A 24,860-nucleotide genomic window follows, 5' to 3' on the forward strand; every position below is an offset into this window, starting at 1 on the left:
GGTCGGCGCTGACGGCAGCGCCGCCACGACCCGGCCCGGCGCTTGCGGGTGATCGGGATCGGCCCAGCGGCTTCGCAGCGTCTCGCCGGGCAGCAACAGATCCCTGGGCGACTTCGGCGCCGGGCGAGTCGCGATGCTTCGCGTCTCGAGCGGCGGCGGGGATTCAGCCGTGGTTGCCGTCGCGGCATCCGGCGCATCGGCATGGGCGACGTTGGACAGCGCCAGAATCAGCACCACCCCGCAAGCCCCGAAACCGCGTCCGATCCGTGCCATCCCTCTAGTCCGCCCGCCAGTTCATGTCCGGCACGATAGCAGCAGATCAAGCGCGATGCAGGAATTTTCCCACGATCGCGTCCAGGGACAGCGCGCCGCCGCCCCGCGCCAGCAGGGTAATCAGGGCGCCGCCCCAGAGAAACAGCTCGCCCGGGTTGAAATTGATGCCATCGCCGGTCAGCGGCACGACGAACTGGATCATCGCCGTCACGCCGAGAAGAGCGAGGGCGCCAAGCCGCGTGAACAGGCCGAGGAACAGCAACCAGGCCCCGCCCGCCTCGGCGAAGGTCCCGAGATAGGCCGCGATCTCGGGCGGCAGCAGCGGCACGCGGTAGACTTCCTGAAACAGGAAGATCGCCTGATCGGACAGGCCGAAGCCATCGAAACGGGTGCTGGCGCTTTTCCAGAACACGAGGCCGATGCCGAGGCGAAGCCCAAAGAGGCCGACCGGTTCGGCGAGGGCAGCGAGACGGCACAGGCGACCGGCGATACCGCCGGCCGGGTCCGCGATCATGGTCATGGTGGAATTGGTCATCGGAATTCCCCTTCGAATTCGGTGTCGGTAAGGCAAAGCACGCCCCGGCCCAGGGCCCGGGCCAGGACAGTGGCGAGATCCCCGCCGGCCTCGAGGGCGGCGGCCAGGGCGGTGTCGAGATCGGCGCCAGCAAGGATTCGCGACAGAAACGCGACATCGGCGGGCGGAAGTGACGCGGCACGGATAAATCCATCCTTGTCGCGCCACAGCAGCAGCCGCGTGGGGATGGCGACCGGCCGGTCCGGCGTGCCATCACGGCCCGGCTGATTGATTTCCCAGATGTGATCGACGGCATGAGCGGCCACGATGACGGAGGCTCCGGGCGACAATCGGAGCCGCGCCGCGCCGTCCAGCGTCGCCGGATCGACGGGCGGACAGGCGGGCGCGATCGAGGCGAGATGGCGCGCCCATTCGAACCCCGCGACCTCGGCGATCGCCGGATGTTCCGCCAGCGCCGGCTCCGCGCCGAGAAAGCCGGGAAAGCGCGCGCCATAAAGGGCCAGACGGGCATCTTCCGGCGGTGCCGCCGCCAGGAAGCGGCCAGCGAGGCCGGCGAAGGCCGCTTCCCCGACAAGGCGCAGGGTCACGGGAAAATGCAGGGCCAGGGCTTCGCGCAGGCTGATCCGCATATGATTGACGTGGATCGAAAGACGTTCGGCAAAGAGGCCGGCCTCGGCCCGCAGCTCATCCGGCATGGCGCCGTGACGCAGCCCCGTGGCGAAAAGGGACTGGAATTCAGCCAGCCGCATGGCGAAGCCCCTCCCCAACCGGCAGGGACGAGACGAAGCCGTCGATGCGCGCGGCTTCCGCCATCAGATCCGCCAGCGGCGGCAGGCGGCTGTCCCATTCGAGCAGCAGCGGCGTGGCGGGGCACAGCGGCCGCACCAGGGCGAGCAGCGCCAGCACCTCGTCGCAGACCGGGCCGCCGTGATCGTCGATCAGCACCGGGCCGTCCGGGCGCTCGACCCGGGAATGACCGGCCAGATGGATTTCGCCGACCGCATGCAGGGGCATCCTCGCGAGATCGGCGACGGGATCGCAGCCGAGATTGCGGGCCGAGACAAAGACATTGTTGAGATCGAGCAGCAGGCCGCAGCCGGTCCGGGCGACCAGGGCGGCGAGGAAATCGCCCTCCCCCATCTCGGACGTGGCGAAAGCGGCATAGCTCGACGGATTCTCGATCAGGAGGGGGCGCTTCAGGCGGTCCTGAACCCGGCCGATATTGGCGGCGACAATGTCCAGCGCCTCGTGGCTGCGCGGCAGCGGCAGCAGGTCATTCCAATAATGTCCGCCCGCGACCGACCAGGCGAGGTGTTCGGAGACGAGCATCGGCTCGATCCGCGCGACAAGCCGGGCGAAGCGCTCGAGGTGAAGCTCGTCGATCACCCCGGCCGAACCGAGGGAGAGGCCGACGCCATGGACCGACACCGGAAGGTCTTGCCGCAGCTGGCGCAGAAGGGCGAAATCCGGCCCTTCGATCATGTGATTCTCGGCGTGGATCTCGACGAAGGCAGGCGAAGCCGCCCGCGCCGCCAGATCGGCCAGATGCGGGGCGCGCAGCCCGATACCGGTATGGCGCCCCGCGATCATCGGATCAGCCCTTGGACGAGGTCAGAGAGCCGCCATTCAGCTTGGCGCAGGTGCCGGCGGGAACCAGGAGCCAGGCATCCTTCTGGCCGTCGATCGTGGAGGTGCCGGCGCAGGACGAAGAGGCGGTCTGGCAGTCGTTCTGGCCCGCCCTGGCGACGCCGAAGCACTTCTCGTTGTCGGCGGCGAAGGCGCCGGTCGAGACGAGGCCGCTGGCGGCCATCAGGGTGGCAGCGAAGAGAGAGGCGGTAGCCGTCTTCCCGATCATGGACATGAAATTCTCCTGTGGTTCTCAAAAGCTGGGAGCGGCGGTCGATCGGCCGTCTCGACTTGAGGTTCGGCGGCGGGACGAGAAAGTTACGCCGTTCTCGAAATGCCATGGTTTGGCTGTATTGTTCTGTCTCGACTCGCGGGCATCGATATCGCGGAACAGGGTGGGCATGGCGGACGGCGGTGATCAGGGCGAAGAACTCGCCCGGCTGATGGCGGCGGCGCAGGACGGCGACAAGCGCGCCTACGCGACCCTGCTTCAGGCCGTGACTCCCTATTTGCGAGCGCAGGCCCGGCGTTATCTGCGCTCGTCGCATGATGTCGAGGACGTGGTGCAGGAAATCCTGTTGACCATCCACCGGGTGCGCCACACCTATGATCCGGCGCGGCCCTTCCTGCCCTGGCTGGTGGCGATCGCGCGGCGCCGCGTGGTCGATCGCCTGCGCGGCAAGGGACGCCGCGACAGCCATGAAGTCGTCGTCTCGCCGGACGATGAAACTTTTACCAATGCCGCGGCGAATATCCCTGAGGAAGAGGCCGATCACAGCCGGCTCCATGCCGCGGTTGCCGCGCTGCCCCCGGGCCAGCGGCTGGCGGTGGAGCTGCTGAAGTTCAAGGATATGTCGCTGAAGGAAGCTTCGGACCTCAGCGGCATGTCGGTCGGCTCGCTGAAAGTGGCGGCCCATCGGGCCTATAAGGCGCTGCGCGTGGCCCTGACCGGCTCGCCCGGCGAGGATGAGACGAGAGGTTGAGAGAACAAAGGTGACGACGCAGACCGATCAACTGATCGATGCCCTGGTCTCGGGCGCGAAGCCGGTGCGCCGGCTGCGCCCGCCCATGCTGCGCGCCGCCTTCTGGCTGGCGATCGCGGGGGCTTTGATCGCCGCGATCACCGTCGTCCATGCCGGCGAGGAAGGCGAAGGGCTGAAGTACCTCTTCGGCGAACTCGCCCACACCAAGTTCACCCTGCAATGGCTGGCCAGCCTCGCCACCGGCATCACCGCCGTGATCGCCGCCTTCGAATTGAGCCTGCCCGACCGCTCGCGCGCCTGGCGCCTGCTGCCCGTGCCGGCCGCCGCGCTGTGGTTGCTGACCGTCGGCTATGGCTGCTTCACCGACTGGATCGAATATGGGCCGGAAGGCTTCGTCGCCGGTCACAGCGTGAAATGTCTCGCCACGATCATCGGCACCAGCGTGCCGCTCGGTCTTGGCCTTGCCTACATGCTGCGCCACGCCGGGGCCAGCCGTCCGGTCGACACGATCGTGATCGGCGCCCTCGGCCTCGCCGCCCTGTCGGCGACTGGCCTCAGCCTCTATCACGACCTCGACGCCACGCTGATGATCATCGTCTGGCACATCGTGGTGGCCAGTCTCGTCGTCGCGATCAGCCGGCTGCGCGCCCGCCGCCGGGCCTGAGGCCGCCCCCTTAAGTCCCATTGCGCCCGGCCCCGCTCCCGGGGCATGCTGCCCGCCCATAAGGTGACAGGCATTGGTGACTGGGGGGCTTTGCACATGATCTATCGTCTGGGCGACCGGCGCGTCTTTTGCGAAGAGGGCGTGTGGATCGCCCCGGGGGCGGCCGTGATCGGCTCCGTCGTGCTGAAGCGGAACGCCAGCATCTGGTTCAACTGCGTCATCCGCGGCGACAACGATCCCATCGTCATCGGCGAGAACACCAATATCCAGGACGGCTCGGTCCTGCACACGGACGACGGCGTGCCGCTCGACATCGGCTCGCATGTCACCGTCGGCCACAAGGTCATGCTGCACGGCTGCATCATCGGCGACAACACGCTGATCGGCATCAATTCCGTCGTGCTCAACCGGGCGAAGATCGGCCGCAACTGCATCATCGGCGCCAACAGCCTGATCCCCGAGGGCAAGGAAATTCCCGACGGCTCCCTGGTCATGGGCAGCCCGGGCCGGGTGGTGCGCCAGCTGACCGAGACCCAGGCGCAGATCCTGACCATGCAGGCGCTGCATTACGTCGAGAACGCGAAGCGCTATGCCCGCGATCTCGCTCCCGATTCGGTGTAATCCCTTTCAGGGTTGCCATCGATCCCCAGATACTCCGGGACAGCAGCGGAGACCCCCATGTCCGACCGGCCCCAGATCTTCGGCATTCCGACCAGCACCTTCTGCTGGGCCACCCGCCTCGTCTGCGCCGAGAAGGGCCAGCCGCACGATTTCTTCGAGATGATCCCCGGCGGGGTGCTCGACGGTGTGCGCCATCCCTTCGCCCGGGTGCCGGTGCTGCGCTATCGCGGCGTCACGGTTTACGAATCGCTGGCGATCGCCCGCTATCTCGACCGGGAACTGGCGGGCACGCCCCTGCAGCCGACCGACAGTCTCGCGATCGCCCGCATGGACCAGTGGATCAGCGCGACCTCGGACTATCTCTACGACACGCTGATCGTCGGCGTCGTCGGCGAGCGGCTGGTCGCCCCGCTTGACGGTCGCGAGGCCGATGAGGCCGTGGTCGCCGAACAGGCGGTGATGATGCGCGAGCAGCTGGGCGTCATCGACGAAATCCTGTGCGGCAGTCGCTACCTCGCGGGCGACACGCTGACCCTGGCTGACCTGTTCCTGGCCCCGCTCATCCACTGGACCGACAAGACGCCGGAGGGAAGCGAGGCGCTCGACCTCTATCCCACCCTGCGCCGCTGGTTCCACGGCATGGCCGAGCGGGACAGCTTCAAGGCGACGATCCCGCTCGTGCACATCTGATCACTTGGACTGCAGGGTATCCCTGATCTCGGTCAGCAGTTTCTCGGTCGGGGTCGGGCCCGTCGCCACAGGCGTCCGCTTCACCACCCGGTTCACCGCCTTGATCAGCAGGAACACGGCGAAGGACACGATCATGAACTGGATCATCACATTGATGAAGGAGCCATAGGCGATCACCGCCGCCTTGGCCTCCCGCGCCGCCGCCAGCGACGAATATTCCACGCCCGACAGATTGATGTAGAGACCGGAAAAATCTATGCCGCCGACGATCACGCCGATCGGCGGCATGATGATGTCGTCGACCAGCGAGGTGACGATCTTGCCAAAGGACGCGCCGATGATGACGCCGACGGCAAGGTCGAGCACATTGCCGCGCATGATGAAGGCTTTGAATTCATTGAGCATGGTGCCCCCTCTTCCAATCCGCATGAATGTTCATGCCATGCCGACTCATTAGAATGCAAACGGGCCGCATCGCCAATGTCTTGTCGATCGTCAAGATCGTTAGCGACCGAAGGCCTCGGCGTAGAGGGCCGGCTTGAAGCCGACAATCAGCCGGTCGCCTAGATCCAGCACCGGGCGCTTGATCATGGACGGCTGGGCCAGCATCAGGGCGATCGCCTTGTCCCGCGTCAGACCCTCGCGCTCCGCCTCCGGCAGCTTGCGGAAAGTGGTCCCGGCCCGGTTCAGCAGCACTTCCCAGCCCAGCGCGTCGCACCAGGCCTCGAGCCGCGCCCGGTCGATGCCCGCGAGTTTGTAATCGTGGAATTCTACCGCGATGCCGGCCGCCGCCAGCCAGTCACGGGCCTTCTTCATCGTGTCGCAGTTCTTGATGCCATGGATGGTGATGGTCATGACCGGCTCCTCGTCCCCATCGGGGCTTGATGCCATGATGGGGCGGCAAGGGAAAGTGGGTAGAGCGGGGAGCTTAATAATAGACGCTCTCTATCGATTCACGCGGATTGACCGCTTGATCACGATCACCGATCGTTCGATGCTCATCGCTTCGATAAGCATCAGGACATCTGGGCATGACGGGGAAACAGTCCGGGAAGGACGCGAACATGAGCAATATCCCGCGCCTCGCGGAGATCATTGCCGCCCATGCCCATATGGCGGGGCCGACCCTGCCGACGCTGCACGCGATCCAGGCGGAATTCGGCCATATCCCGGCGGAGGCGATCCAGATGATCGCCGACAGCGAGAACCGCTCGCGGGCCGAAATCCATGGTGTCGTCACCTTCTATCACGACTTCCGGGAAGCGCCGGCCGGGCGCCATGTCGTCAAGGTCTGCCGGGCCGAGGCCTGTCAGGCCATGGGCGGCGAGGCGGTGGCCGCTCGGGTCGCGGCGCGCCTTGGCCTCGATTTCGGGGCAACCTCGGCGGACGGCGGCGTCACCCTCGAGAATGTCTATTGCCTCGGCCTGTGCGCCACCGCGCCTTCGGCCCTGATCGACGACCGTCTGTGCGGCCGCCTGACCGAAGCGCGGGTGGAAAAACTCCTCGCGGGGATCGAGCGATGACCGTCACCTTCTACGTCCCGCAGGATGCGGCCGCGCTTTCCGTCGGCGCCGACGAGGTGGTGGAGGCGATCCGCCTCGAGGCCGGCAGGCGCGGCATCGCCGCCCGCGTCATCCGCAACGGCTCGCGCGGGCTGTTCTGGCTGGAGCCGCTGGTCGAGGTGGCGACCCCCGCCGGCCGCATCGCCTATGGCCCGGTCGCGCCCGAGGATGTGCCCGCCCTGTTCGATGCCGGTATGGCGGAAGGGCGCGGCGGCCTCGGCCCGACCGAGGATCTGCCCTTCCTGAAGGCGCAGACCCGTTTCACCTTCGCGCGCTGCGGCGTGATCGCGCCCCTGTCGCTGGCGGATTACGCCGCCATGGACGGCTGGAAGGGCCTCGCCAGGGCTATCGCCATGGAACCCGCCGCGATCGTCGCCGAGGTGACGAAATCGGGCCTGCGCGGCCGGGGCGGCGCCGGCTTTCCGACCGGCATCAAGTGGAAGACCGTGCTCGACGCGCCGGGCGCGAAGAAATACATCGTCGCCAATGCCGACGAGGGCGACAGCGGCACTTTCGCCGACCGGATGCTGATGGAAGGCGACCCGTTCCACCTGATCGAGGGCATGGCCATCGCCGGCCTCGCGGTCGGGGCCGAGCATGGTTACATCTATACGCGCTCCGAATATCCGCACGCCATCGCCATCATGCAGGCGGCGATCGGCCTCGCGCGCGATGCCGGCTACCTCGGCGCCTCCGTCATGGGCTCGGGCCGGGCCTTCGACATGGAAATCAGGGCGGGTGCCGGGGCCTATGTCTGCGGCGAGGAAACCGCACTCCTCGAGAGCATCGAGGGCAAGCGCGGCCAGGTCCGGGCCAAGCCGCCCCTGCCCGCCCATGAAGGCCTGTTCGGCTACCCGACGGTGATCAACAACATCCTGTCGCTGACCGCCGTGCCCTTCATCCTCGACAAGGGGGCGGAGACTTACGCCAATGTCGGATTCGGCCGCTCGCGCGGCACGATGCCCATTCAGCTCGCCGGGAATATCGCCCATGGCGGCCTGTTCGAGATCGGCTTCGGCATTACGCTTGGCGAATTGGTGAACGAGGTCGGCGGCGGCACGGCATCGGGCAAGCCGGTGAAGGCGGTGCAGGTCGGCGGCCCGCTCGGCGCCTATTTCCCGCCCGCCCTGTTCGACACGCCTTTCGACTACGAAGCCTTCGCACATGCGGGCGGCCTCATCGGCCACGGCGGCATCGTCGTCTTCGACGACAGCGTCGACATGGCGAAACAGGCGCGTTTCGCCATGGACTTCTGCGCCATCGAATCCTGCGGCAAATGCACCCCCTGCCGCATCGGCTCCACAAGGGGGGTCGAAACCATCGACAAGATCATCGCCGGGCGCGATGTCGCCGCCAATATCACCCTGGTCGAGGATCTGTGCGAGACGATGAAATTCGGCTCGCTCTGCGCCCTCGGCGGCTTCACGCCCTATCCGGTCCTGAGCGCGCTTCACCATTTTCCTGACGATTTCGCCAAGGCGCCCCGCGCGCAGGCGGCGGAATAGGAGACGGCCCATGTCCCTCGTCGAAGACCATGATTTCGGCACCCCGGCGGTGAAATCCGCCGTGACGGTCAGCCTGACCATCGACGGCAACACGGTTTCGGTGCCCGCCGGCACCTCGATCATGCGGGCGGCGGCCGAGATGGGCACCAGCGTGCCCAAGCTCTGCGCCACCGACAGCGTGAAGGCTTTCGGCTCGTGCCGTCTGTGCCTCGTCGAGGTCGAGGGCCGCGCCGGCACGCCCGCCTCCTGCACGACGCCGGTCGCCGAGGGCATGGTGGTCCGCACCCAGACCGAGCGGCTGAAACGCCTGCGCAAGGGCGTGATGGAGCTTTACATCTCCGACCATCCGCTGGACTGCCTGACCTGCGGCGCCAATGGCGATTGCGAATTGCAGGACATGGCCGGTGCCGTTGGCCTCCGCGAGGTCCGTTACGGTTACGAGGGCGAGAGCCACACCAAACTCGAGAAGGACCAGTCGAACCCCTATTTCGACTATGATCCGTCGAAATGCATCGTCTGCTCGCGCTGTGTCCGCGCCTGCGAGGAAACGCAAGGCACCTTCGCCCTGACCATCGAGGGACGGGGCTTCGACAGCCGCGTCTCCCCCGGCGCCCATGAAGACTTCCTCTCCTCCGAATGCGTCTCCTGCGGCGCCTGCGTGCAGGCCTGCCCGACCGCGACCCTGATCGAGAAATCGGTCGTCGAGATCGGCCAGCCGGAACATTCGGTGGTGACGACCTGCGCCTATTGCGGTGTCGGCTGCTCCTTCAAGGCCGAGATGCGCGGCGACGAACTGGTGCGCATGGTGCCCTGGAAGGACGGCAAGGCGAACCGGGGCCATTCCTGCGTGAAGGGACGTTTCGCCTGGGGTTACGCCACCCACAAGGACCGCATCCTGAAGCCGATGATCCGGGCCCATATCTCGGCCCCCTGGCAGGAAGTGACCTGGGACGAGGCCTTCGCCCATGTCGCCGCCGAATTCGGCCGCATCCAGGGCCAATATGGCAAGGATGCGATCGGCGGCATCACCTCGTCGCGCTGCACCAACGAGGAAACCTATCTCGTCCAGAAGATGATCCGGGCGGGCTTCGGCAACAATAATGTCGATACCTGCGCGAGGGTCTGCCATTCCCCCACCGGCTATGGCCTGAAGACCGCCTTCGGCACCTCGGCCGGCACGCAGGATTTCGATTCCGTCGAGGAGACCGATGTCGTCATCGTCATCGGCGCCAATCCGACCGACGGCCATCCGGTCTTCGCCTCGCGCCTGAAGAAGCGCCTGCGTCAGGGCGCGCGGCTGATCGTGATCGATCCGCGCCGTACCGACCTCGTCAAAAGCCCGCACATCAAGGCGGACTATCACCTGCCGCTGCGCCCGGGCACCAATGTCGCCGTCGTCACCGCCCTTGCCCATGTCATCGTGACCGAAGGTCTGGTGAACGAGAAATTCGTCCGCGATTTCTGCGACTGGTCGGAATTCGAGGATTGGGCCGCCTTTGTCGCCGATCCCCGCCATGCCCCGGAAGCGGTCGAGACACTGACCGGCGTTCCCGCCGCCGCGATGCGCGGTGCCGCCCGCCTGTTCGCCACCGGCGGCAATGGCGCGATCTATTACGGCCTTGGCGTCACCGAACACAGCCAGGGCACGACGACGGTGATGGCGATCGCCAATCTCGCGCTCGCGACCGGCAACCTCGGCCGTGCCGGCGTCGGCGTGAACCCATTGCGCGGGCAGAACAATGTCCAGGGCTCCTGCGACATGGGCTCCTTCCCCCATGAATTCCCCGGCTATCGCCATGTCTCGGACGATGCGACGCGGGAGATTTTCGAAAAGCTGTGGGGCGTTCCTTTAAGCAACGAGCCGGGCCTGCGCATTCCCAACATGTTCGATGCTGCCCTCGATGGCTCGTTCAAGGGCCTCTATGTCCAGGGCGAGGATATCGTCCAGTCCGATCCCGATACCCATCACGTCACCTCCGGCCTGTCGGCCATGGAATGCGTCGTGGTGCACGACCTTTTCCTGAACGAGACGGCGAATTACGCCCATGTCTTCCTGCCGGGCTCGACCTTCCTCGAGAAGGACGGCACCTTCACCAACGCCGAGCGCCGCATCAACCGGGTGCGCAAGGTCATGGCGCCGAAGAACGGCCTCGCCGACTGGGAAGTGACGCAGAAAATGGCCCAGAGTCTCGGCATGGCCATGAACTACACGCATCCGAGCGAAATCATGGCCGAGATCGCGGCGACGACGCCGAGCTTCGCGGGCGTTTCCTACGCGCGGCTGGAGGAACTCGGCTCGGTGCAGTGGCCCTGCAACGAGAAGGCGCCCACCGGCACGCCGATCATGCACATCGGCGGCTTCGCCCGGGGCAAGGGCAAATTCGTCATCACCGAATATGTCCCGACCGACGAGAAGACCGGGCCGCGCTTCCCCTTGCTGCTGACCACCGGCCGGATCCTGAGCCAGTACAACGTCGGGGCGCAGACGCGGCGCACCGCCAATACCGCCTGGCACCCGGAAGATCTCCTCGAGATCCATCCCCATGATGCCGAGAACCGGGGCCTGAAGGATGGCGACTTTGTGCGCCTGCAAAGCCGCGCGGGCGAGACCACCCTGCGCGCGCATGTGACCGACCGGGTGGCGCCGGGCGTCGTCTACACGACCTTCCACCACCCGGAAACCCAGGCCAATGTCATCACCACCGATTATTCCGACTGGGCGACCAATTGCCCGGAATACAAGGTGACGGCGGTGCAGGTCGCCCCCTCCAACGGGCCGAGCGAATGGCAGGAACATTACCGCGAGCACGCCGCGCGGAGCCGGCGCATCAAGGCGGCGGAATGACCATGGCGTTCCTTCCCCTCATTCGTCGTCCCGGCGCAGGCCGGGACCTCGCGACGCGGACACGCCGTGGCCAACCCCCGCGAGATTCCGGCCTGCGCCGGAATGACGAGGGCGAGAAGGGGAGGCCGCGCCATGCAGGCTGAGAAACTCGTGCGCATGGCCAACCAGATCGCGAGCTTCTTCAAGGCGCAGGGCAGCAATGCCCCGGCCGAGGTCGCCGATCATCTGGTGAAATTCTGGGACCCGAGGATGCGGAAGGCGATCCTCGCCCATGTCGATCAGGGCGGCGCCGGGCTCGACCCGGTCGCCCGTCAGGCAGTGGCGTTGCTGCCGCGACCATAGGGGCGATTGAGCAGCGCCGCGCCCGCGCGTGAGCAAATCTCAATTGCCCGAGGCCGCGGCGCGTATTTCGATAGGGGACATTTTTCACCGAGGCCGTCATGCCCCCTTCCCCCGTCCTTTCCCTCGCCGACCTGCCGCTCGACACGCTGCACGACGGCCCCGTGTTTTCCGCGCGCGCGGCCCCCTTCGCCGCCCCCCTGGGCGCGACCCGGCTGGGGGGCCGGCTGGTCGAGATTCCGCCGGGCCGGAAAGGCTGGCCGCGCCATTGCCACCATGCGAACGACGAGATCTTCGTGATCCTGTCCGGTCGCGGCCAGTTGCGGCTGGGCGATGCCAGCTGGCGCGTCGCGGCCGGGGATATCGCGGTCTGCCCCGCCGGCGGGGCGGAGACGGCGCATCAACTGGTGAATGATGGTGAGGAGCCCTTGCGCTATCTCGCCATCAGCACGATGAACGCACCCGACGTGATGGAATATCCGGACTCGGGGAAGATCATGGTCCTCGCCGGTTCCGCCCCCGGCGGCGACAAGGCGAAGCGCAGCCTGTCCTTTATCGGACGGCTGGAGGATCAGCCCGGCTATTGGGACGGCGAGGCGTGAGAGACCGTTTGGAAACCCCGGACGGGTCGATCCAGCGGATCTTTCCGCGCCCCGCTACGTCAGCGATCTTGCCGATATCCCAGGATATCGGCGGCGATCACTTCCTTGCGGGACACGAAAATCTCTCGCCGGCTCTCAACCGCCGGATTTCCAAACGATCTCTTAAGGTTTTGATCCGGAATTTTAATTTATAGTTACAATATTGAATATAGATTCAACAATTTCTTCTGATTCTATTAGCCTATCTTTAGGGAAAAGAATCATAAAACTAATATCATGCTCCCTGGACTGCCCCATCATTTGACATGCCGGGGATGGAACTTTTATTGAATCCGGAGTGCATGTGATTAATACCTCATATTTTTTGGAATTTTTGAAGGTAAAATTAAGATCATTTACTTTGATACCAAGCCCATTTTGTATCTGAAGTAATCCAAATCCATAGTCATTAAATTTTGAATGCAAATTTGTCAAAAGATTATTTAACCTTCTGGCCGCGTCATAGTACATGATATCGTCATATTCAGTAGGAGTGAATTGCATTACCTTCACTATATAAATATTATCGGGTTCATTGTTGTTATCTATGGTAAACCCTCTTATTGCTTCGTCGGAATTGACATAATTTCGGCTAGGCATCCAAAAATCGAACGCAATTGATTTGATATCTGAGAAATAAAATTCCGATTCTTTTCTATATATGTGCGGTAAATACCCTCTCATAATCGTTAAATTTACGCTTCTCATGTTAACAATAATGTATTCGTCCAATTTATTTATAACTTTATCCGCAAATGATTGCGTATAAATGTTCAAAAAAAAGAATATTGTTGAAGAGATGTAGATGTATATTTTAATCATCGTCATCTCTGGTCTTCCAATTTGGCTGTCTCACGCGAAAGAGTTCTTCAATTAACGAAGACGATAATTTGTAATTCATGCCGGCCGTGGCTATCGAATTGCTGGATGGGGATGAAGGCACCCCTCTAATTGTTTTCTCGCGCATTCAAACAATCATAAGGGGTGCGGCGCCGAGTGGGGCCGACCGTTTCCTGCCAATATGGGTGAAATCGCGGCCAGTTCCGCCATTATGGGTGGGGTTTTCAGGCCGCTTTCCGGGGCTTTGAGGTTGGCGCACTTGTCTCCTTCGGCAGACCGTCGATGAAGGCCTTGACGGGGGTTCTGTCATGCACGCCCTGGACTTGCCGGGGTTGCCTGGTGATATCCTGAGGTCGCGCCACTTTCTTCTCCTTGGTCGTGTTCGTCTCGGGTCGGGGATCGATGGCGCTTGCCACACCGTCGAACCCGCCCAGATGCAGTGAGGCGCTATCCGTCAGCGCACGCCCCTCTCAGCGCAGACCGATCTTCGAATCTTGCCCGCCGGCCGGGCATCGGATAAAATGAAGGTGATCGTTCACTTTCGTTTCATATAATGACCAGACGCGAAGAAAACCGGGAAAACAGGCGCCGCGCCATTCTGGCGGCGGCCAAGGCGTGTTTCGCCGCCCATGGCTTCCAGGGCACGGGCATGGCGGAAATCGCCCTCGCCTCCGGTGTCACGCCGGCCAATCTCTATCGCTATTTCGCCGCCAAGGCCGAGATCGTCTGCGCCATCGTCGACGAGCAGCGGGAAGATGTCGCCGCCGCCATCATCCGCGCCGAAGCGGAGGGCGATGCGATGCAGGCCCTGCGCAGCCTGTTCCGCCATTTCCTGGCCGAGGCGCGGGATATCACCGCCAGCCGCCTGTGGCTGGAAGTCCTGGCCGAGGTCGCGCGCAATCCGCGGGTGAAAGCCGCCTTCGATCAGGACGACGGCCTGGTGAAACAGGGCATCGAAGCCCTCATCCAGCGAGGCAAGGCGGAAGGCTGCATGGCCCGCGACCTCGACCCGTCGGCCACCGCCATCTGGTTGATCGCCCTCGTCGACGGCGCCGTCGGGCGCATGGTGATCGAGCCCGATTTCAACATCGAGCGAGCGACGGAGACCTTCCTCGACCTGATCGGCCGGGCCCTGGGGCCGAGGGGATGATCATGGCCGACCGCAATCGCTGGCTGATCCTGGCATCGGTGTGCGCCGCCTTCATGCCGGTGTCGATCGATACCACCGTGCTCTATCTCGCCCTGCCCAGCCTGACCCGCGACCTCGGCGCCAGCGGCACGCAGGTACTGTGGATCATGGATATCTATCCCTTGATGATGGCCGGCCTCGTGCTGATCACCGGGCCGCTGGGCGACCGCCTGGGCCAGCGCAACCTGCTGCTGGCGGGGCTTGGGGTATTCGGCCTCGCTTCGCTCGCCGCCGCCTATTCGCCGAGCCCCGCGACGCTGATCGGGGCGCGCGTGCTGCTCGCCTTCGGCGGCTCGATGATCATCCCCTCCACCCTCGCCATCGTGCGCCGGACCTTCACCGACACAAGGGAGCGCGGCATCGCCATCGGCATCTGGGGCGCCTGCGCCTCGGCCGGGGCGGCCATCGGCCCGGTCGCGGGCGGCGCCATCCTCAGCCAGTTCTGGTGGGGCGCGGTGTTCCTGTTCAACCTGCCGATCCTCGCCCTGGCCGCCCTGGTGATCGCCGGCCGCCTGCGCAACAGCGTCAATCCATCCGCCGCGCCGCTGCATCCGCTGGCCGCCGTCATCGGGATCGCCGGGGTGCTGCTGCTGGTTCATGGCATCAAGGACCTGGCGCGGGATGGCGGCGCCGGCTGGGAAAACGCGCTGTTCCTCGCTTCCGGCATCGCCCTGCTGGCCGGCTTCGCCCGGGGCCAGCTCGCCTCGGAGCATCCCATGCTGGATCTGCGGCTGTTCAAGCGGCGGGGCTTCGCCGTCGGCGTGCTGGCCGCCCTGGGGCCGATCATGCTGCTGACCGGCTTCGAGCTGGCGATCGTGCAGCAACTGCAATTCGTCGACGATCTGTCGCCCTGGGACACCGGCCTCGCCCTGACGCCGCTGGCGATCGCGGCGGCCCTGGCCGGGGCCGCCACCGGCTCGATCCTGCACCGGAGCGGGATGCGGGTGCTGGCCCTCGTCGGCATGGCGCTGGCGGCTGGCGGCTATCTCCTCCTCATGCCGGCGGGTCTCGGGGTCCTGATCGGGGCCATGATCCTGATCGGCGCCGGCCACGGTTTCCTGATGTCCCTGGCGACGACGACCATCATGGGCGCCGCCCCCGCCGACAAGGCCGGGGCCGCCGCCGCCATCGAATCCGTGTCCTACGAACTCGGCACCGGGCTGGGCATCGCGCTCTTCGGCTCGCTGCTCGGGCTTGTCTATGGCCTCGGGCTCGACCATGTCGGGCCGGGGGCGGGATCGATCGGCGCCACCTTCGCCGAGGCCGCCGAACTGGGCGGGGTGGCGGGCGAGACCCTGCGCGCCGCCGGGCGGGAGGCTTTCGCTGCCGCGTTCCGGCTGGTGCTCGGCGTGCTGGCGGGGATGGCGCTGCTGCTCGGCATCGCCGTCCATCGCTTGGGGCGTGAGAAAAAGGCCTCGGCCCCGGCGTGATGCCCCTTGGCACGGCGCCGCACCGGGGCCACCCTCTGGGGGTGATGGAGTCGCCCGAACAGAAGTTGCGGATCGAGCTTGCCCGCGGCGTCGCCGAAGTCGCGGCGGCCGATTGGGATTCCTGCGCCGGGCCGGACAATCCCTTCGTCTCCCATGCCTTCTTCACCTGCGCCGAAAGCCCTGGCTGCGCCGCGCCCGAGACCGGCTGGTCGCCCCATCACCTGGTGCTGCGCGACGGCGAACGGGTGGCGGGCATTCTGCCGCTCTATCTCAAGAGCCATTCGCGCGGCGAATATGTCTTCGATCAGGGCTGGGCCCAGGCTTTCGAGCGGGCGGGCGGGCGCTATTACCCCAAGCTCCAGTCCGCCGTGCCCTTCACGCCGGTGACCGGCCCCCGCTTCCTCGTCGCCCCCGGTTTCGACCGGGCGGTGGTGGAACGCCTGCTGGCCCGCGCCGCGATCGATATCGCCGAAGGCAATGGCATCGCCACCCTGCACATCACCTTTCCGACCGAGGGCGAGTGGCGGCGGCTGGGCGCCGAAGGTTTCCTGCAACGGACAGACCGCCAGTTCCATTGGGACAATCAGGGTTATGCCGATTTCGAGGCTTTCCTGGCGGCGCTGGCCTCGCGGAAGCGCAAGCAGATCAGGAAGGAACGGCGCGAGGCGACGGAAGGCAATGGCATCGAGATCCACGCCCTGACCGGCGATGCCCTGCGACCGGAACATTGGGCCGCCTTCGAGCGCTGCTACCTCGCGAGCGGAGCGCTGAAATGGGGCACGCCCTATCTGAACACCGAGTTCTTTCGCCGCCTGCACGAGACCATGCGCGACCGCGTTCTGCTGGTCATGGCAAGGCGCGAGGGGCGCTGGATCGCCGGGGCGCTGAACCTGATCGGCACCGATACGCTCTATGGCCGGAACTGGGGCTGTATCGAGGATCATCCCTGCCTGCATTTCGAGGTCTGCTATTATCAGGCCATCGAATTCGCCATCAATCGCGGCCTGGCCCGCGTCGAGGCCGGGGCGCAGGGCGAGCACAAGCTGGCCCGCGGCTATGTCCCGCGCGAGACCTATTCGCTGCACTGGATCCGCGATCCCGGCTTTCGCCGCGCCGTCGACGATTACCTGCGGCGCGAACGCGAATCGGTCGCGGCCGAGGCGGATTATCTCGCCGACCATGCGCCCTATCGCCACGAGGAAGGTCGCTGAGATTGATCACCGGCACGCGCCCCGATAGGCTGGCGCCCCGACATCAAGGAGAAGCCGAGCATGGCCAGCGACCGCCTGCCTGTCCGCAACCCGGATTGTATCTTCTGCAAGATCATCGACGGCGTCCTGCCCTGCCACAAGGTCTATGAGGACGACGAAACCCTGGCCTTCATGGACATTTTCCCCCTGAGCCCCGGCCATACGCTGGTGGTCCCCAAGGAACACCACCCGGATCTCTACGCCATGCCCGACCATCTGACGGCGGCGGTGATGCGGACGGCGCGGCGAGTCGCCCTCGCCATGGCGCAGGCGATCGGCCCGGATGGCATGAACCTGTTCCAGGCCAATGGCCCGGCGGCCGGCCAGACCGTGTTCCATTTTCACATGCATATCCTGCCCCGGCGCCTTGGCGATGGCGTGATTTCGACCGAGCACGGCCAGCGCCCGGGCGATCACACCATCATCGCCGGCCAGGCCGAGAAGATTCGCGGCGTCCTTTCCGAGATGTGAGCACGCGGTGCTGCGCCGCTTCTCGATCCGCAACTACCGTTCGCTGCGATCGGTGAGCCTCGAGCCTGGTGACCTGACCGTGATCACCGGGGCGAATGGCGCGGGCAAGTCCAACCTGTACCGCGCCCTCGGCCTTGTTCTCGCCGCCGCGCGCGGGCGCCTTGCCTCGACGATCGTCGAGGATGGCGGGATGCCGTCCGCGCTCTGGGCCGGGGACTGGGGGAAGGACGAACGCCGAAGGATCGAGGTCGAGGTCGAGTCTCTCGACTGGAGCTTCAGCCTCGTCTGCGGCCTGCCGCCCCCGCCCGAAGGCGCCTTCGCGCTCGATCCTTACGTGAAGGAGGAGCGGCTGACCGCCCCGGATGGCACCAGACTATTGGAGCGGAAAGGCCCGAGCGCCTGGATGCAGGCAAGGGGCGCGCGCGGCCGCACCAGCTATCCGGCCGCGCTCGAGCCGCAGGAAGCGGCGCTGTCGCAATTGCGGGAGCCGCATCTCTATCCCGACATCGCCCTGGCTCACGCGCAGTTGATGCGCTGGCGCTTCTATCATCACTTCAGCACCGACGCCGCCTCGTCCATCCGCAGCCCACAGGTCGGCACTCGAACGCCGGTGCTGGCGGCCGATGGCCGGGACCTGGCCGCCGCCTTCCAGACCATCATCGAAATCGGCGACCGGCGCGGGCTTGCCGACGCGATCGATCGCGCCTTTCCGGGGGCCGAGTTGCGCATCGAGCTGGGCCATGGCCAGTTCGCCACCTTCCTGCACCAGCGCGGCTTCAAGCGAGCCTTCGCGGCGCGGGAGCTGTCGGACGGCACGCTGCGCTATCTCTGCCTCGTCGCCGCCCTGCTCTCACCCCGGCCGAGCCCGCTCCTCATCCTGAACGAGCCGGACCAGAGCCTGCACCCCGACCTGTCCTATCCCCTGTCCGAACTGATCCTGAACGCGGCGGAGCGCAGCCAGGTGATCGTGATCACCCACAGCCCCCTGCTCGCCCGCCTGCTGAGCGCGGCGGGCGCCATGTCCTATGACCTGCGGCTGGAAGCGGGCGCGACGGTGGCCGAGGGGACGGGGTAAGGGGAGATCAGAAGCCGATGGCCGCCATCAGGGCCTTGGGCAGATCCGCGGCCGGCAGCTTCACGAGATCCTTGTCGATCGCGGCCTGCAGCTTGGCCCGGGCGCTGGCGCCCAGCACGGTGCGGATATCGCCGAGGAAATGGGGCGGCGCGGCGATGATCAGCCGGTCATACTTGCTGTCGCGCGCGGCGGCATCCAGCTTTTCCGCCAGATCAAGGGCGAAGGCACGCTGTTCGGCGCGGATCGGATCCTCGCCCGGCTCGATCGCCGAACGGCGGCCGCCACCGGACGAACTGAAGCTGCGGCCCGGATTGTCGGTATCGACATCACGGGCGAAATCATGAGTAACCGCCGGCTCGATCACCCCACCGTCGACGCCATGAAGGTCTTCGAACGGGCGCGTGCCCTGCAAGAGCCGCGCCCGGTGTCCGTCGGCCAACAGAACCCAGTAGGACGGTAAATGCGGCATTCGCTGACACTCCATGAAATTCCGTGAAGTGCAGTATCCACCAGCCGGAGCCGGCTGCATTTGATGCAAATCAAGGCACCCGGGGACACTCCAAATACGCCCCCGGGGCCGTTGATCGGGCCGTCAGTGCACCAGCTCGGGCGTGCGCTCGCCGCCTTCGCTCTCTTCGTCGTCCGCGGCGGGTGGCCGTTTGGAAGCCTCGATCTCGAAGGTCAGCGCGCCGGCCTTGAAGTCGACATGGACCGTGCCGCCGCGGGCGAGCTTGCCGAACAGGAGATCGTCCGCCAGCGGCTTCTTGATCTTCTCGGCGATGACCCGGGCCAGCGGCCGCGCGCCGAAGGCCGGATCGAAGCCGGTTTCGGCCACATGGCTGCGCGCCGCCTGCGAGACCGTGATCTCGACACCGCGATCGGCCAGCTGGAATTCCAGCTCGGCGATGAACTTGTCGACCACCTTGGCGATGATGTCCGGCGTCAGGCCGGTGAAGGGCACCACCGCGTCCAGCCGGTTGCGGAATTCCGGCGTGAACAGGCGCTTGATCGCATCCTCGTCCGCGCCCTCGTTGGTGGCGCGGCCGAAACCGATGGCCGGCCGCGCCGCTTCGGCGGCGCCGGCATTGGTCGTCATGATGAGAACGACATTGCGGAAGTCGATCTTCTTGCCGTTGTGATCGGTCAGCTTGCCGTGGTCCATCACCTGCAGAAGAATGTTGAACAGGTCGGGATGGGCCTTCTCGATTTCATCGAGCAGCAGCACGCTATGCGGATGCTGGTCGATCGCATCGGTCAGCAAGCCGCCCTGATCGAAGCCGACATAGCCCGGCGGGGCGCCGATCAGGCGCGAAACCGTGTGCCGCTCCATGTATTCCGACATGTCGAAGCGGATGATCTCGACCCCCAGGATCTTGGCGAGCTGGCGCGCCACCTCGGTCTTGCCGACGCCGGTCGGGCCCGAGAAGAGATAGGAGCCGATCGGCTTCTCCCCCTCGCGAAGGCCGGCGCGCGAGAGCTTGATCGCCGAGGCGAGCGCGTTGATCGCCGGATCCTGGCCATAGACGACTCGGCGCAGTTCCGTCTCGAGATTGGCGAGCAGGGCCTTGTCGTCCTTGGACACCGACTTGGGCGGGATGCGGGCGATCTTGGCGACGACCGCCTCGATCTCCTTCACGCCGATGGTCTTGCGGCGCTTGCCCGGCGGCAGCAGCATCTGGGCCGCGCCCGATTCGTCGATCACATCGATCGCCTTGTCCGGCAGCTTGCGATCGTTGATATATTTCGCCGCCAGTTCCACCGCCGCCTTGATCGCGTCGTTGGTATAGCGGATCTGGTGATGTTCCTCGAAATAAGGCTTCAGCCCCTTCAGGATCTTGATCGTGTCGGGCACCGAGGGCTCGTTCACGTCGATCTTCTGGAAGCGGCGAAGCAATGCCCGGTCCTTCTCGAAATAGGAGCGGAATTCCTTGTAGGTGGTCGAGCCGATGCAGCGCAGCGAGCCCTGCGCCAGCGCCGGTTTCAGCAGGTTGGAGGCATCCATCGAGCCGCCGGAGGTGGCTCCGGCGCCGATCACCGTATGGATCTCGTCGATGAACAGAATCGCCCCCGGCGACTGTTCGATCTCGGCGATGACGGCCTTCAGCCGCTCCTCGAAATCGCCGCGATAGCGGGTGCCGGCCAGCAGCGTCCCCATGTCGAGCGAATAGATGACGGCGTTCAGCAGAACCTCCGGCACTTCGCCCAGCACGATCTTGAGGGCAAGCCCCTCCGCGATCGCGGTCTTGCCGACGCCGGGGTCGCCGACCAGCAGCGGGTTGTTCTTCTGCCGACGGCACAGGATCTGGATCGTGCGCTCGATCTCGGCCTCGCGGCCGATCACGGGGTCGATCTTGCCGTCCGTCGCCTTGCGGTTCAGGTTGACGGCATAGGCGGCCAGGGCCTCGCCCTTGCGCGGGGCGCCGGCCTCGCCCGGCCGCTTGGCGCCGGGCTCCCCGCCCGGGCCTTCCTCGTCGGCGCCGCGCACCGCGCGCGGCTCGGAGGCGCCGGGGCGCTTGGCGACGCCGTGGCTGATGTAACTGACCGCATCCAGCCGGGTCATGTCCTGTTCCTGCAGGAAATAGGCGGCATGGGACTCGCGCTCGCCGAAGATGGCGACGAGGACATTGGCCCCGGTCACCTGGTCCCGGCCCGAGGACTGGACATGGATCACCGCGCGCTGGATGACGCGCTGGAAGCCGGTGGTCGGCTTCGCATCCTCGTCATGCTCGACGACGAGGCCTTCGAGTTCAGTATCGATATAGGTTACGAGCTGCCGGCGCAGTACGTCGAGATCGACGTTGCAGGCCCGCATGACCGCGGCGGCTTCACCGTCGTCGAGGAGTGCAAGCAGGAGATGTTCGAGGGTTGCGAATTCATGGCTTCGCTCGTTGGCGAGCGCCAATGCCCGATGAAGGGACTTCTCGAGGCTGCGCGAAAAGGACGGCAAGGCACACCTCCGACTTTGCGCCAACCGCCGGACGGGCGGTCACACTCGCCTTGGCTTCGACGGAAGCCGCGGCAGACGCGAAAGGCTGGCGATAAGGCCGAACGCGCCTATTCCTTCTCCATCGTGCATTGAAGGGGATGCTGGTGTCGACGGGCGAAATCAACCACCTGGGTCACTTTTGTCTCGGCGACCTCATAGGTGAAGACTCCGCACACGCCGATACCCTTCTGGTGCACATGGAGCATGATCTGCGTCGCCTCCTCGAGATTCTTGTGGAAGAACCGCTCGAGGATGAGGACGACGAATTCCATCGGGGTGTAGTCGTCGTTGAGCAGCAGCACGCGATACATCGAAGGCCGCGCCGTTTTCGGCCGCGTCGCGGTCAGGAGACCATTCTGGTTCTCGTCGTCGCCGACGGGGCCTGCGGTCGTTGTCATCGGTGTCTTCGGATCGGCCATGCTGCTTGCAAACTGGAATATGATAAGGACATGGGAGGCCGGCCCGCAATTGTCCAGTCCCCGCGAAACGGAAGCGATACCTGCGCGACCGCTATTGATTCTGCCCGGATCGGGAACGAAAACAAGACGGCAGCGACCGTCATTGGCGCCGGGGCAGCCTTCCGCGAAACACATGAACGCGGACACACGAGAAAGCCGGCGGAGTTTCCCCCGCCGGCTTGCGCGCATGCCTTTCGGCACATGGAGCTGTAGCGCCGGCCATGATACGCAGGCCGGCGCCTTGCCAGGCTCAGGTCAGGCGACCGGCTGGGCAAACTTCTTGAAGACGGTGCCGAGCTGACGCGACACGGGCTCGACCGCTTCCTGCGTGAACTGGACGGTCATCTCGCCGATCTTGTTGGTGAAGGCGAGGAAGTTGTCGAAGGCGGCCTTGGTGTAGTCGTTCTGGATATCGACGACTTCACGCAGGCTCTTGGCGCCGACGACGGTCTTCGACACGGCCACCAGGTCCTCGACCGCCTTCTTGGTGTAGGCGGCGGTTTCGGCGGAAACGCCCTCGAAGCCCTTCACGGTGATGTTGAAGGACGAGACGAAAGCCTCGTAGGTTTCCTTGGAGGACGAGCCGGCGTCTTCGAACGCCTTCAGGGCCTGGTCGATCTTGCCCTTCACCTGTTCGGTGGTGGCCTTGATGGTTTCGGTTGCGGTATCGGTCACTTCGGTAGTCTCCGTTTTGGCGGTCTTCGGTTTCGCGGCCATGTTGATCCCTCGTTCGCAAATAGCTTCGTGGGTCAGGTCGGCTTCGCTCGCCGGCCCGCCGTCGCGGCATGGTCATGCGCCGCGCATCTTCAATCGGCGGTGCAGGAGTTGAATGACCGAAGCGCGATCGGATCGTGATCGTCAGGGCCGGTCCTTGCTGCAACGCGGTGAGTGAAGGGTCACCCCGCGGCCCCCCGGAGTCAAGAGTTTTGTTGCAATGCAGCAAAACCCTCGACCAAAGGCGAAGTTCAATCCCAGCGCGCGACGTCGAGACCGTTCTCGCCGACCTGCACGGTGAAGGGCTTCGGCCCGTCATCGTCGCCCCGGCCGGCGGCCAGCGGCGGCAAATCCAGCGACCGGGGCATGTTCACCGTGACCTCCGTGCGATCGGCGTCGAACAATTCCCTGGGAAAAGTCAGGGCGTCGAAGCGGGGATCGCCGGCCTGGAAGGCGTTGAAGTGGAAACGGCCCTGACTGCAGGCGGCCACCACCCAATAGAAATTATCCGAGCGCAGGAACTGGCCCTTGGGCGGCTTGCCACCGACGTCCGAGGCCGTCATCGCCGCCCTCAGCCGGGCGAGCCGCGCCTGATCGATGCCCACCTGCGCCGTCTTGGCCCGGATCTCGGGCCCGGCCGGCGTCGCCGCGAGCAAGCCACCCGGCCCCCAGACCCATTGATCGATCTTCGCGCCGTAATCCGTCGCCCGCAGTTCATAGGCCCGGACCTGTTCGGTCCAGCGCGCGTTGTAGACGAAGCGCGCGACATCTGGCCCACCGGCATCGCACGCCGCCTTGATGTCATCGCCCGAAAGGTAGCGATACCAGCCCGGCAGGCGCTCGAGGTTGAAGTCGGCAGTGCCATAGGGCATGCAGCCCGCCACCGCGACGGCGGTGCCGAAAAATGCCGCCATAACGCGCAGGCGCCGAACGAACATGCCCATGGGACCAGACCTCCAGACGACAGGCGGCGAGAATGCCGGACGGCCGCCGCAACGCCAAGTGCCCAGCCGATACCGCAATCGCGGCATTTTGACGGCGATAGCTGATTTCAGGACTCAAAGGCCGCTCGCAAGCATCGGATTCCATGGACAAACTCGGCCGCCGCCCCTATCGTTGCGTCTTGGGCTAAGTTCTTACAGGGCAGGGGCGAACCAAATGCAGGGTGCGCTTTGGATGGGCCGGACGACGGGCGTCGCCGGTTTCTCGATTGGAACGCCTCTTTCGGCCGGGGAAACGCGCCGACATCCGGCGACCCGCCTGGTCGCGGCGATGGCCTTCGTGCTGGCGGCGGTGTTCCTGATCCTTGCCGCGCCGCGCCTTGCCGAAGCCGGACCCGCCTATTCGGTCGTCATTCTCGACGCGGACACCGGACGGGTCATCCTGTCCGACAGCCCGACGGCGCAGCGCCATCCCGCCTCGCTGACCAAGATGATGACGCTGTACATGACCTTCGACGCCCTGAAGGCCGGTAGCCTCACCCTGGACCAGCGCCTGACCGTCTCGGCCAATGCCGCCTCGCGCCCGGCGACCAAGCTCGGCCTGCGCCCGGGCCAGACGATCGCGGTCAAGGACGCGATCATGGCGCTGATCACGCTTTCCGCCAACGACATGTCGGTCGTGCTGGCCGAAGCCATCGCCGGCACGGAAGACGCCTTCGCCGCCCGCATGACGGCGCGCGCCCGCGAACTCGGCATGAGTGGCACCCTGTTCCGCAACGCCAACGGCCTGCCCAACGACGAACAGGTGACCTCCGCTAACGACATGGCCAGGCTCGGCCTGGCGCTGATGCGCGATCACCCGACCTATTACCCGATGTTCTCGACCCAGAAGTGGCGTTACGGCGGCAAGGTGATCACCAATCACAACCGCATGCTCGGCCGCTATGAAGGCACCAACGGCATCAAGACCGGCTATATCCGCGCTTCCGGCTTCAATCTCGTCGTCTCGGTGAAGCGGGGCGGCGTTCACCTCGTCGGCGCGATCTTCGGCGGCTCCTCGGCCAAGGCCCGGGACGATCACATGATCGAATTGCTCGACGCCGCCTTCGTCCGCCTGCAGACCAAGCCCGAACTGGTCGCCGCCGCCGATGTCGTCCGCCCCAATGCCGTCTCGGCCCCGGCGCGCACCCTGGTCGCCGCCGCCGCCCCCGCGCCTGTCGAC

Annotated in this window: 28 protein-coding genes; 15 read left to right on the forward strand and 13 right to left on the reverse strand. The window is 65.5% G+C overall.

Annotation, left to right across the window (positions count from 1 at the left end; all coding sequences use genetic code 11):
- The 5 genes from WAZ62_RS05195 to WAZ62_RS05215 all read right to left on the reverse strand — a co-directional run.
- A partial coding sequence (locus WAZ62_RS05195) for a hypothetical protein (RefSeq protein WP_422642458.1) occupies window positions 1–273 on the reverse strand: 273 nt, incomplete at its 3' end.
- A gap of 46 nt (window positions 274–319) precedes the next feature.
- A complete protein-coding gene (locus WAZ62_RS05200) occupies window positions 320–808 on the reverse strand; it encodes a DoxX family protein (protein ID WP_422642459.1) in 489 nt (162 codons plus the stop codon).
- The gene (locus tag WAZ62_RS05205) at window positions 805–1,557 is read right to left on the reverse strand and encodes a putative DNA-binding domain-containing protein (RefSeq protein WP_422642460.1); all 753 of its coding nucleotides are present in this window, start codon (window positions 1,555–1,557) and stop codon (window positions 805–807) included. The genes WAZ62_RS05200 and WAZ62_RS05205 overlap by 4 nt, the downstream gene beginning before the upstream one ends.
- The gene (locus WAZ62_RS05210) at window positions 1,544–2,398 is read right to left on the reverse strand and encodes a DUF692 domain-containing protein (protein WP_422642461.1); all 855 of its coding nucleotides are present in this window, start codon (window positions 2,396–2,398) and stop codon (window positions 1,544–1,546) included. The genes WAZ62_RS05205 and WAZ62_RS05210 overlap by 14 nt, the downstream gene beginning before the upstream one ends.
- A gap of 4 nt (window positions 2,399–2,402) precedes the next feature.
- The gene (locus WAZ62_RS05215; RefSeq protein ID WP_422642462.1) at window positions 2,403–2,669 is read right to left on the reverse strand and encodes a DUF2282 domain-containing protein; all 267 of its coding nucleotides are present in this window, start codon (window positions 2,667–2,669) and stop codon (window positions 2,403–2,405) included.
- A gap of 166 nt (window positions 2,670–2,835) precedes the next feature.
- Here WAZ62_RS05215 and WAZ62_RS05220 point away from each other — a divergent pair, with 166 nt between their 5' ends.
- The 4 genes from WAZ62_RS05220 (at window position 2,836) to WAZ62_RS05235 (ending at window position 5,392) form a co-directional block, all read left to right on the forward strand.
- Complete coding sequence (locus WAZ62_RS05220; RefSeq protein WP_422642463.1) at window positions 2,836–3,417, forward strand: sigma-70 family RNA polymerase sigma factor; 582 nt, start codon at window positions 2,836–2,838, stop codon at window positions 3,415–3,417.
- A 10-nt stretch (window positions 3,418–3,427) separates the two neighbouring features.
- Window positions 3,428–4,081, forward strand: a complete 654-nt coding sequence (locus WAZ62_RS05225) for an NrsF family protein (protein WP_422642464.1) — start codon at window positions 3,428–3,430, stop codon at window positions 4,079–4,081.
- A gap of 96 nt (window positions 4,082–4,177) precedes the next feature.
- A complete protein-coding gene (locus WAZ62_RS05230; protein WP_422642465.1) occupies window positions 4,178–4,702 on the forward strand; it encodes a gamma carbonic anhydrase family protein in 525 nt (174 codons plus the stop codon).
- Between the two features lie 57 nt (window positions 4,703–4,759).
- On the forward strand, window positions 4,760–5,392 hold the full coding sequence (locus tag WAZ62_RS05235) for a glutathione S-transferase family protein (protein ID WP_422642466.1): 633 nt from the start codon (window positions 4,760–4,762) through the stop codon (window positions 5,390–5,392).
- On the opposite strand, the gene mscL is transcribed toward WAZ62_RS05235, so the two are convergent.
- Together mscL and WAZ62_RS05245 are read right to left on the reverse strand one after the other, a co-directional pair.
- Window positions 5,393–5,797, reverse strand: coding sequence for a large conductance mechanosensitive channel protein MscL (gene mscL / locus WAZ62_RS05240; protein ID WP_422642467.1), 405 nt, complete (start codon window positions 5,795–5,797; stop codon window positions 5,393–5,395).
- A gap of 99 nt (window positions 5,798–5,896) precedes the next feature.
- Entirely contained in the window at window positions 5,897–6,247 is a 351-nt protein-coding gene (locus WAZ62_RS05245) for an ArsC family reductase (RefSeq protein WP_422642468.1), read from the reverse strand.
- Window positions 6,248–6,456: 209 nt separating this feature from the next.
- On the opposite strand from WAZ62_RS05245, the gene WAZ62_RS05250 reads away from it, so the two are divergent.
- From WAZ62_RS05250 to WAZ62_RS05270, 5 genes are all read left to right on the forward strand, one after another.
- Window positions 6,457–6,915 carry a formate dehydrogenase subunit gamma gene (locus tag WAZ62_RS05250; RefSeq protein WP_422642469.1) on the forward strand — a complete coding sequence of 153 codons (459 nt, stop codon included), beginning with the start codon at window positions 6,457–6,459 and terminating at the stop codon, window positions 6,913–6,915.
- Complete coding sequence (locus tag WAZ62_RS05255; protein WP_422642470.1) at window positions 6,912–8,459, forward strand: formate dehydrogenase beta subunit; 1,548 nt, start codon at window positions 6,912–6,914, stop codon at window positions 8,457–8,459. The genes WAZ62_RS05250 and WAZ62_RS05255 overlap by 4 nt, the downstream gene beginning before the upstream one ends.
- Window positions 8,460–8,469: 10 nt before the next feature.
- The gene (gene fdhF, locus WAZ62_RS05260; protein ID WP_422642471.1) at window positions 8,470–11,304 is read left to right on the forward strand and encodes a formate dehydrogenase subunit alpha; all 2,835 of its coding nucleotides are present in this window, start codon (window positions 8,470–8,472) and stop codon (window positions 11,302–11,304) included.
- Between the two features lie 132 nt (window positions 11,305–11,436).
- Window positions 11,437–11,646 (forward strand): formate dehydrogenase subunit delta, encoded by a 210-nt coding sequence (locus WAZ62_RS05265; RefSeq protein ID WP_422642472.1) that lies wholly within the window; start codon window positions 11,437–11,439, stop codon window positions 11,644–11,646.
- Between the two features lie 98 nt (window positions 11,647–11,744).
- A complete protein-coding gene (locus WAZ62_RS05270; protein WP_422642473.1) occupies window positions 11,745–12,245 on the forward strand; it encodes a cupin domain-containing protein in 501 nt (166 codons plus the stop codon).
- 183 nt (window positions 12,246–12,428) lie between these two features.
- On the opposite strand, the gene WAZ62_RS05275 is transcribed toward WAZ62_RS05270, so the two are convergent.
- Window positions 12,429–13,112 carry a hypothetical protein gene (locus WAZ62_RS05275; RefSeq protein WP_422642474.1) on the reverse strand — a complete coding sequence of 228 codons (684 nt, stop codon included), beginning with the start codon at window positions 13,110–13,112 and terminating at the stop codon, window positions 12,429–12,431.
- A gap of 565 nt (window positions 13,113–13,677) precedes the next feature.
- Between WAZ62_RS05275 and WAZ62_RS05280 the strand changes: the two genes are divergently transcribed.
- Genes WAZ62_RS05280 through WAZ62_RS05300 form a run of 5 tightly spaced genes read left to right on the forward strand, consistent with a single transcriptional unit; the run spans window position 13,678 to window position 18,539 of the window.
- Entirely contained in the window at window positions 13,678–14,274 is a 597-nt protein-coding gene (locus tag WAZ62_RS05280; protein WP_422642475.1) for a TetR/AcrR family transcriptional regulator, read from the forward strand.
- A gap of 2 nt (window positions 14,275–14,276) precedes the next feature.
- Window positions 14,277–15,743 (forward strand): MFS transporter, encoded by a 1,467-nt coding sequence (locus WAZ62_RS05285; RefSeq protein WP_422642476.1) that lies wholly within the window; start codon window positions 14,277–14,279, stop codon window positions 15,741–15,743.
- A 44-nt stretch (window positions 15,744–15,787) separates the two neighbouring features.
- On the forward strand, window positions 15,788–16,954 hold the full coding sequence (locus WAZ62_RS05290; RefSeq protein WP_422642477.1) for a GNAT family N-acetyltransferase: 1,167 nt from the start codon (window positions 15,788–15,790) through the stop codon (window positions 16,952–16,954).
- A 60-nt stretch (window positions 16,955–17,014) separates the two neighbouring features.
- On the forward strand, window positions 17,015–17,464 hold the full coding sequence (locus tag WAZ62_RS05295) for an HIT family protein (RefSeq protein ID WP_422642478.1): 450 nt from the start codon (window positions 17,015–17,017) through the stop codon (window positions 17,462–17,464).
- 7 nt (window positions 17,465–17,471) lie between these two features.
- Entirely contained in the window at window positions 17,472–18,539 is a 1,068-nt protein-coding gene (locus WAZ62_RS05300) for an AAA family ATPase (RefSeq protein ID WP_422642479.1), read from the forward strand.
- A 7-nt stretch (window positions 18,540–18,546) separates the two neighbouring features.
- On the opposite strand, the gene WAZ62_RS05305 is transcribed toward WAZ62_RS05300, so the two are convergent.
- The 5 genes from WAZ62_RS05305 to WAZ62_RS05325 all read right to left on the reverse strand — a co-directional run bounded on the left by WAZ62_RS05305 (window position 18,547) and on the right by WAZ62_RS05325 (window position 23,641).
- Entirely contained in the window at window positions 18,547–19,008 is a 462-nt protein-coding gene (locus WAZ62_RS05305) for a host attachment protein (protein WP_422642480.1), read from the reverse strand.
- 123 nt (window positions 19,009–19,131) lie between these two features.
- Window positions 19,132–21,486, reverse strand: a complete 2,355-nt coding sequence (gene clpA / locus WAZ62_RS05310) for an ATP-dependent Clp protease ATP-binding subunit ClpA (protein WP_422642481.1) — start codon at window positions 21,484–21,486, stop codon at window positions 19,132–19,134.
- Window positions 21,487–21,593: 107 nt separating this feature from the next.
- A complete protein-coding gene (clpS, locus tag WAZ62_RS05315) occupies window positions 21,594–21,923 on the reverse strand; it encodes an ATP-dependent Clp protease adapter ClpS (RefSeq protein ID WP_422642482.1) in 330 nt (109 codons plus the stop codon).
- Window positions 21,924–22,238: 315 nt separating this feature from the next.
- On the reverse strand, window positions 22,239–22,658 hold the full coding sequence (locus WAZ62_RS05320; protein ID WP_422642483.1) for a phasin family protein: 420 nt from the start codon (window positions 22,656–22,658) through the stop codon (window positions 22,239–22,241).
- A 290-nt stretch (window positions 22,659–22,948) separates the two neighbouring features.
- On the reverse strand, window positions 22,949–23,641 hold the full coding sequence (locus WAZ62_RS05325; protein ID WP_422642484.1) for a hypothetical protein: 693 nt from the start codon (window positions 23,639–23,641) through the stop codon (window positions 22,949–22,951).
- 214 nt (window positions 23,642–23,855) lie between these two features.
- Here WAZ62_RS05325 and WAZ62_RS05330 point away from each other — a divergent pair.
- Window positions 23,856–24,860: D-alanyl-D-alanine carboxypeptidase family protein (locus WAZ62_RS05330; RefSeq protein WP_422642485.1), on the forward strand; the 1,005-nt coding region annotated here is incomplete at its 3' end.

The sequence above is a fragment of the Zavarzinia sp. genome, from assembly GCF_049306435.1.
GTDB lineage: Bacteria > Pseudomonadota > Alphaproteobacteria > Zavarziniales > Zavarziniaceae > Zavarzinia.

Coding starts and splice junctions, on each gene's coding strand:
- mscL (WP_422642467.1), bottom strand. CDS start 5,797: ATGCTCAATGAATTCAAAGCCTTCATCATGCGCGGCAATGTGCTCGAC.
- WAZ62_RS05280 (WP_422642475.1), top strand. CDS start 13,678: ATGACCAGACGCGAAGAAAACCGGGAAAACAGGCGCCGCGCCATTCTG.
- WAZ62_RS05295 (WP_422642478.1), top strand. CDS start 17,015: ATGGCCAGCGACCGCCTGCCTGTCCGCAACCCGGATTGTATCTTCTGC.
- WAZ62_RS05285 (WP_422642476.1), top strand. CDS start 14,277: ATGGCCGACCGCAATCGCTGGCTGATCCTGGCATCGGTGTGCGCCGCC.
- WAZ62_RS05325 (WP_422642484.1), bottom strand. CDS start 23,641: ATGGGCATGTTCGTTCGGCGCCTGCGCGTTATGGCGGCATTTTTCGGC.
- WAZ62_RS05265 (WP_422642472.1), top strand. CDS start 11,437: ATGCAGGCTGAGAAACTCGTGCGCATGGCCAACCAGATCGCGAGCTTC.
- WAZ62_RS05200 (WP_422642459.1), bottom strand. CDS start 808: ATGACCAATTCCACCATGACCATGATCGCGGACCCGGCCGGCGGTATC.
- WAZ62_RS05245 (WP_422642468.1), bottom strand. CDS start 6,247: ATGACCATCACCATCCATGGCATCAAGAACTGCGACACGATGAAGAAG.
- WAZ62_RS05250 (WP_422642469.1), top strand. CDS start 6,457: ATGAGCAATATCCCGCGCCTCGCGGAGATCATTGCCGCCCATGCCCAT.
- WAZ62_RS05215 (WP_422642462.1), bottom strand. CDS start 2,669: ATGTCCATGATCGGGAAGACGGCTACCGCCTCTCTCTTCGCTGCCACC.
- fdhF (WP_422642471.1), top strand. CDS start 8,470: ATGTCCCTCGTCGAAGACCATGATTTCGGCACCCCGGCGGTGAAATCC.
- clpS (WP_422642482.1), bottom strand. CDS start 21,923: ATGACAACGACCGCAGGCCCCGTCGGCGACGACGAGAACCAGAATGGT.
- WAZ62_RS05210 (WP_422642461.1), bottom strand. CDS start 2,398: ATGATCGCGGGGCGCCATACCGGTATCGGGCTGCGCGCCCCGCATCTG.
- WAZ62_RS05205 (WP_422642460.1), bottom strand. CDS start 1,557: ATGCGGCTGGCTGAATTCCAGTCCCTTTTCGCCACGGGGCTGCGTCAC.
- WAZ62_RS05270 (WP_422642473.1), top strand. CDS start 11,745: ATGCCCCCTTCCCCCGTCCTTTCCCTCGCCGACCTGCCGCTCGACACG.
- WAZ62_RS05255 (WP_422642470.1), top strand. CDS start 6,912: ATGACCGTCACCTTCTACGTCCCGCAGGATGCGGCCGCGCTTTCCGTC.
- WAZ62_RS05305 (WP_422642480.1), bottom strand. CDS start 19,008: ATGCCGCATTTACCGTCCTACTGGGTTCTGTTGGCCGACGGACACCGG.
- WAZ62_RS05275 (WP_422642474.1), bottom strand. CDS start 13,112: ATGACGATGATTAAAATATACATCTACATCTCTTCAACAATATTCTTT.
- WAZ62_RS05290 (WP_422642477.1), top strand. CDS start 15,788: ATGGAGTCGCCCGAACAGAAGTTGCGGATCGAGCTTGCCCGCGGCGTC.
- WAZ62_RS05220 (WP_422642463.1), top strand. CDS start 2,836: ATGGCGGACGGCGGTGATCAGGGCGAAGAACTCGCCCGGCTGATGGCG.
- WAZ62_RS05235 (WP_422642466.1), top strand. CDS start 4,760: ATGTCCGACCGGCCCCAGATCTTCGGCATTCCGACCAGCACCTTCTGC.
- WAZ62_RS05230 (WP_422642465.1), top strand. CDS start 4,178: ATGATCTATCGTCTGGGCGACCGGCGCGTCTTTTGCGAAGAGGGCGTG.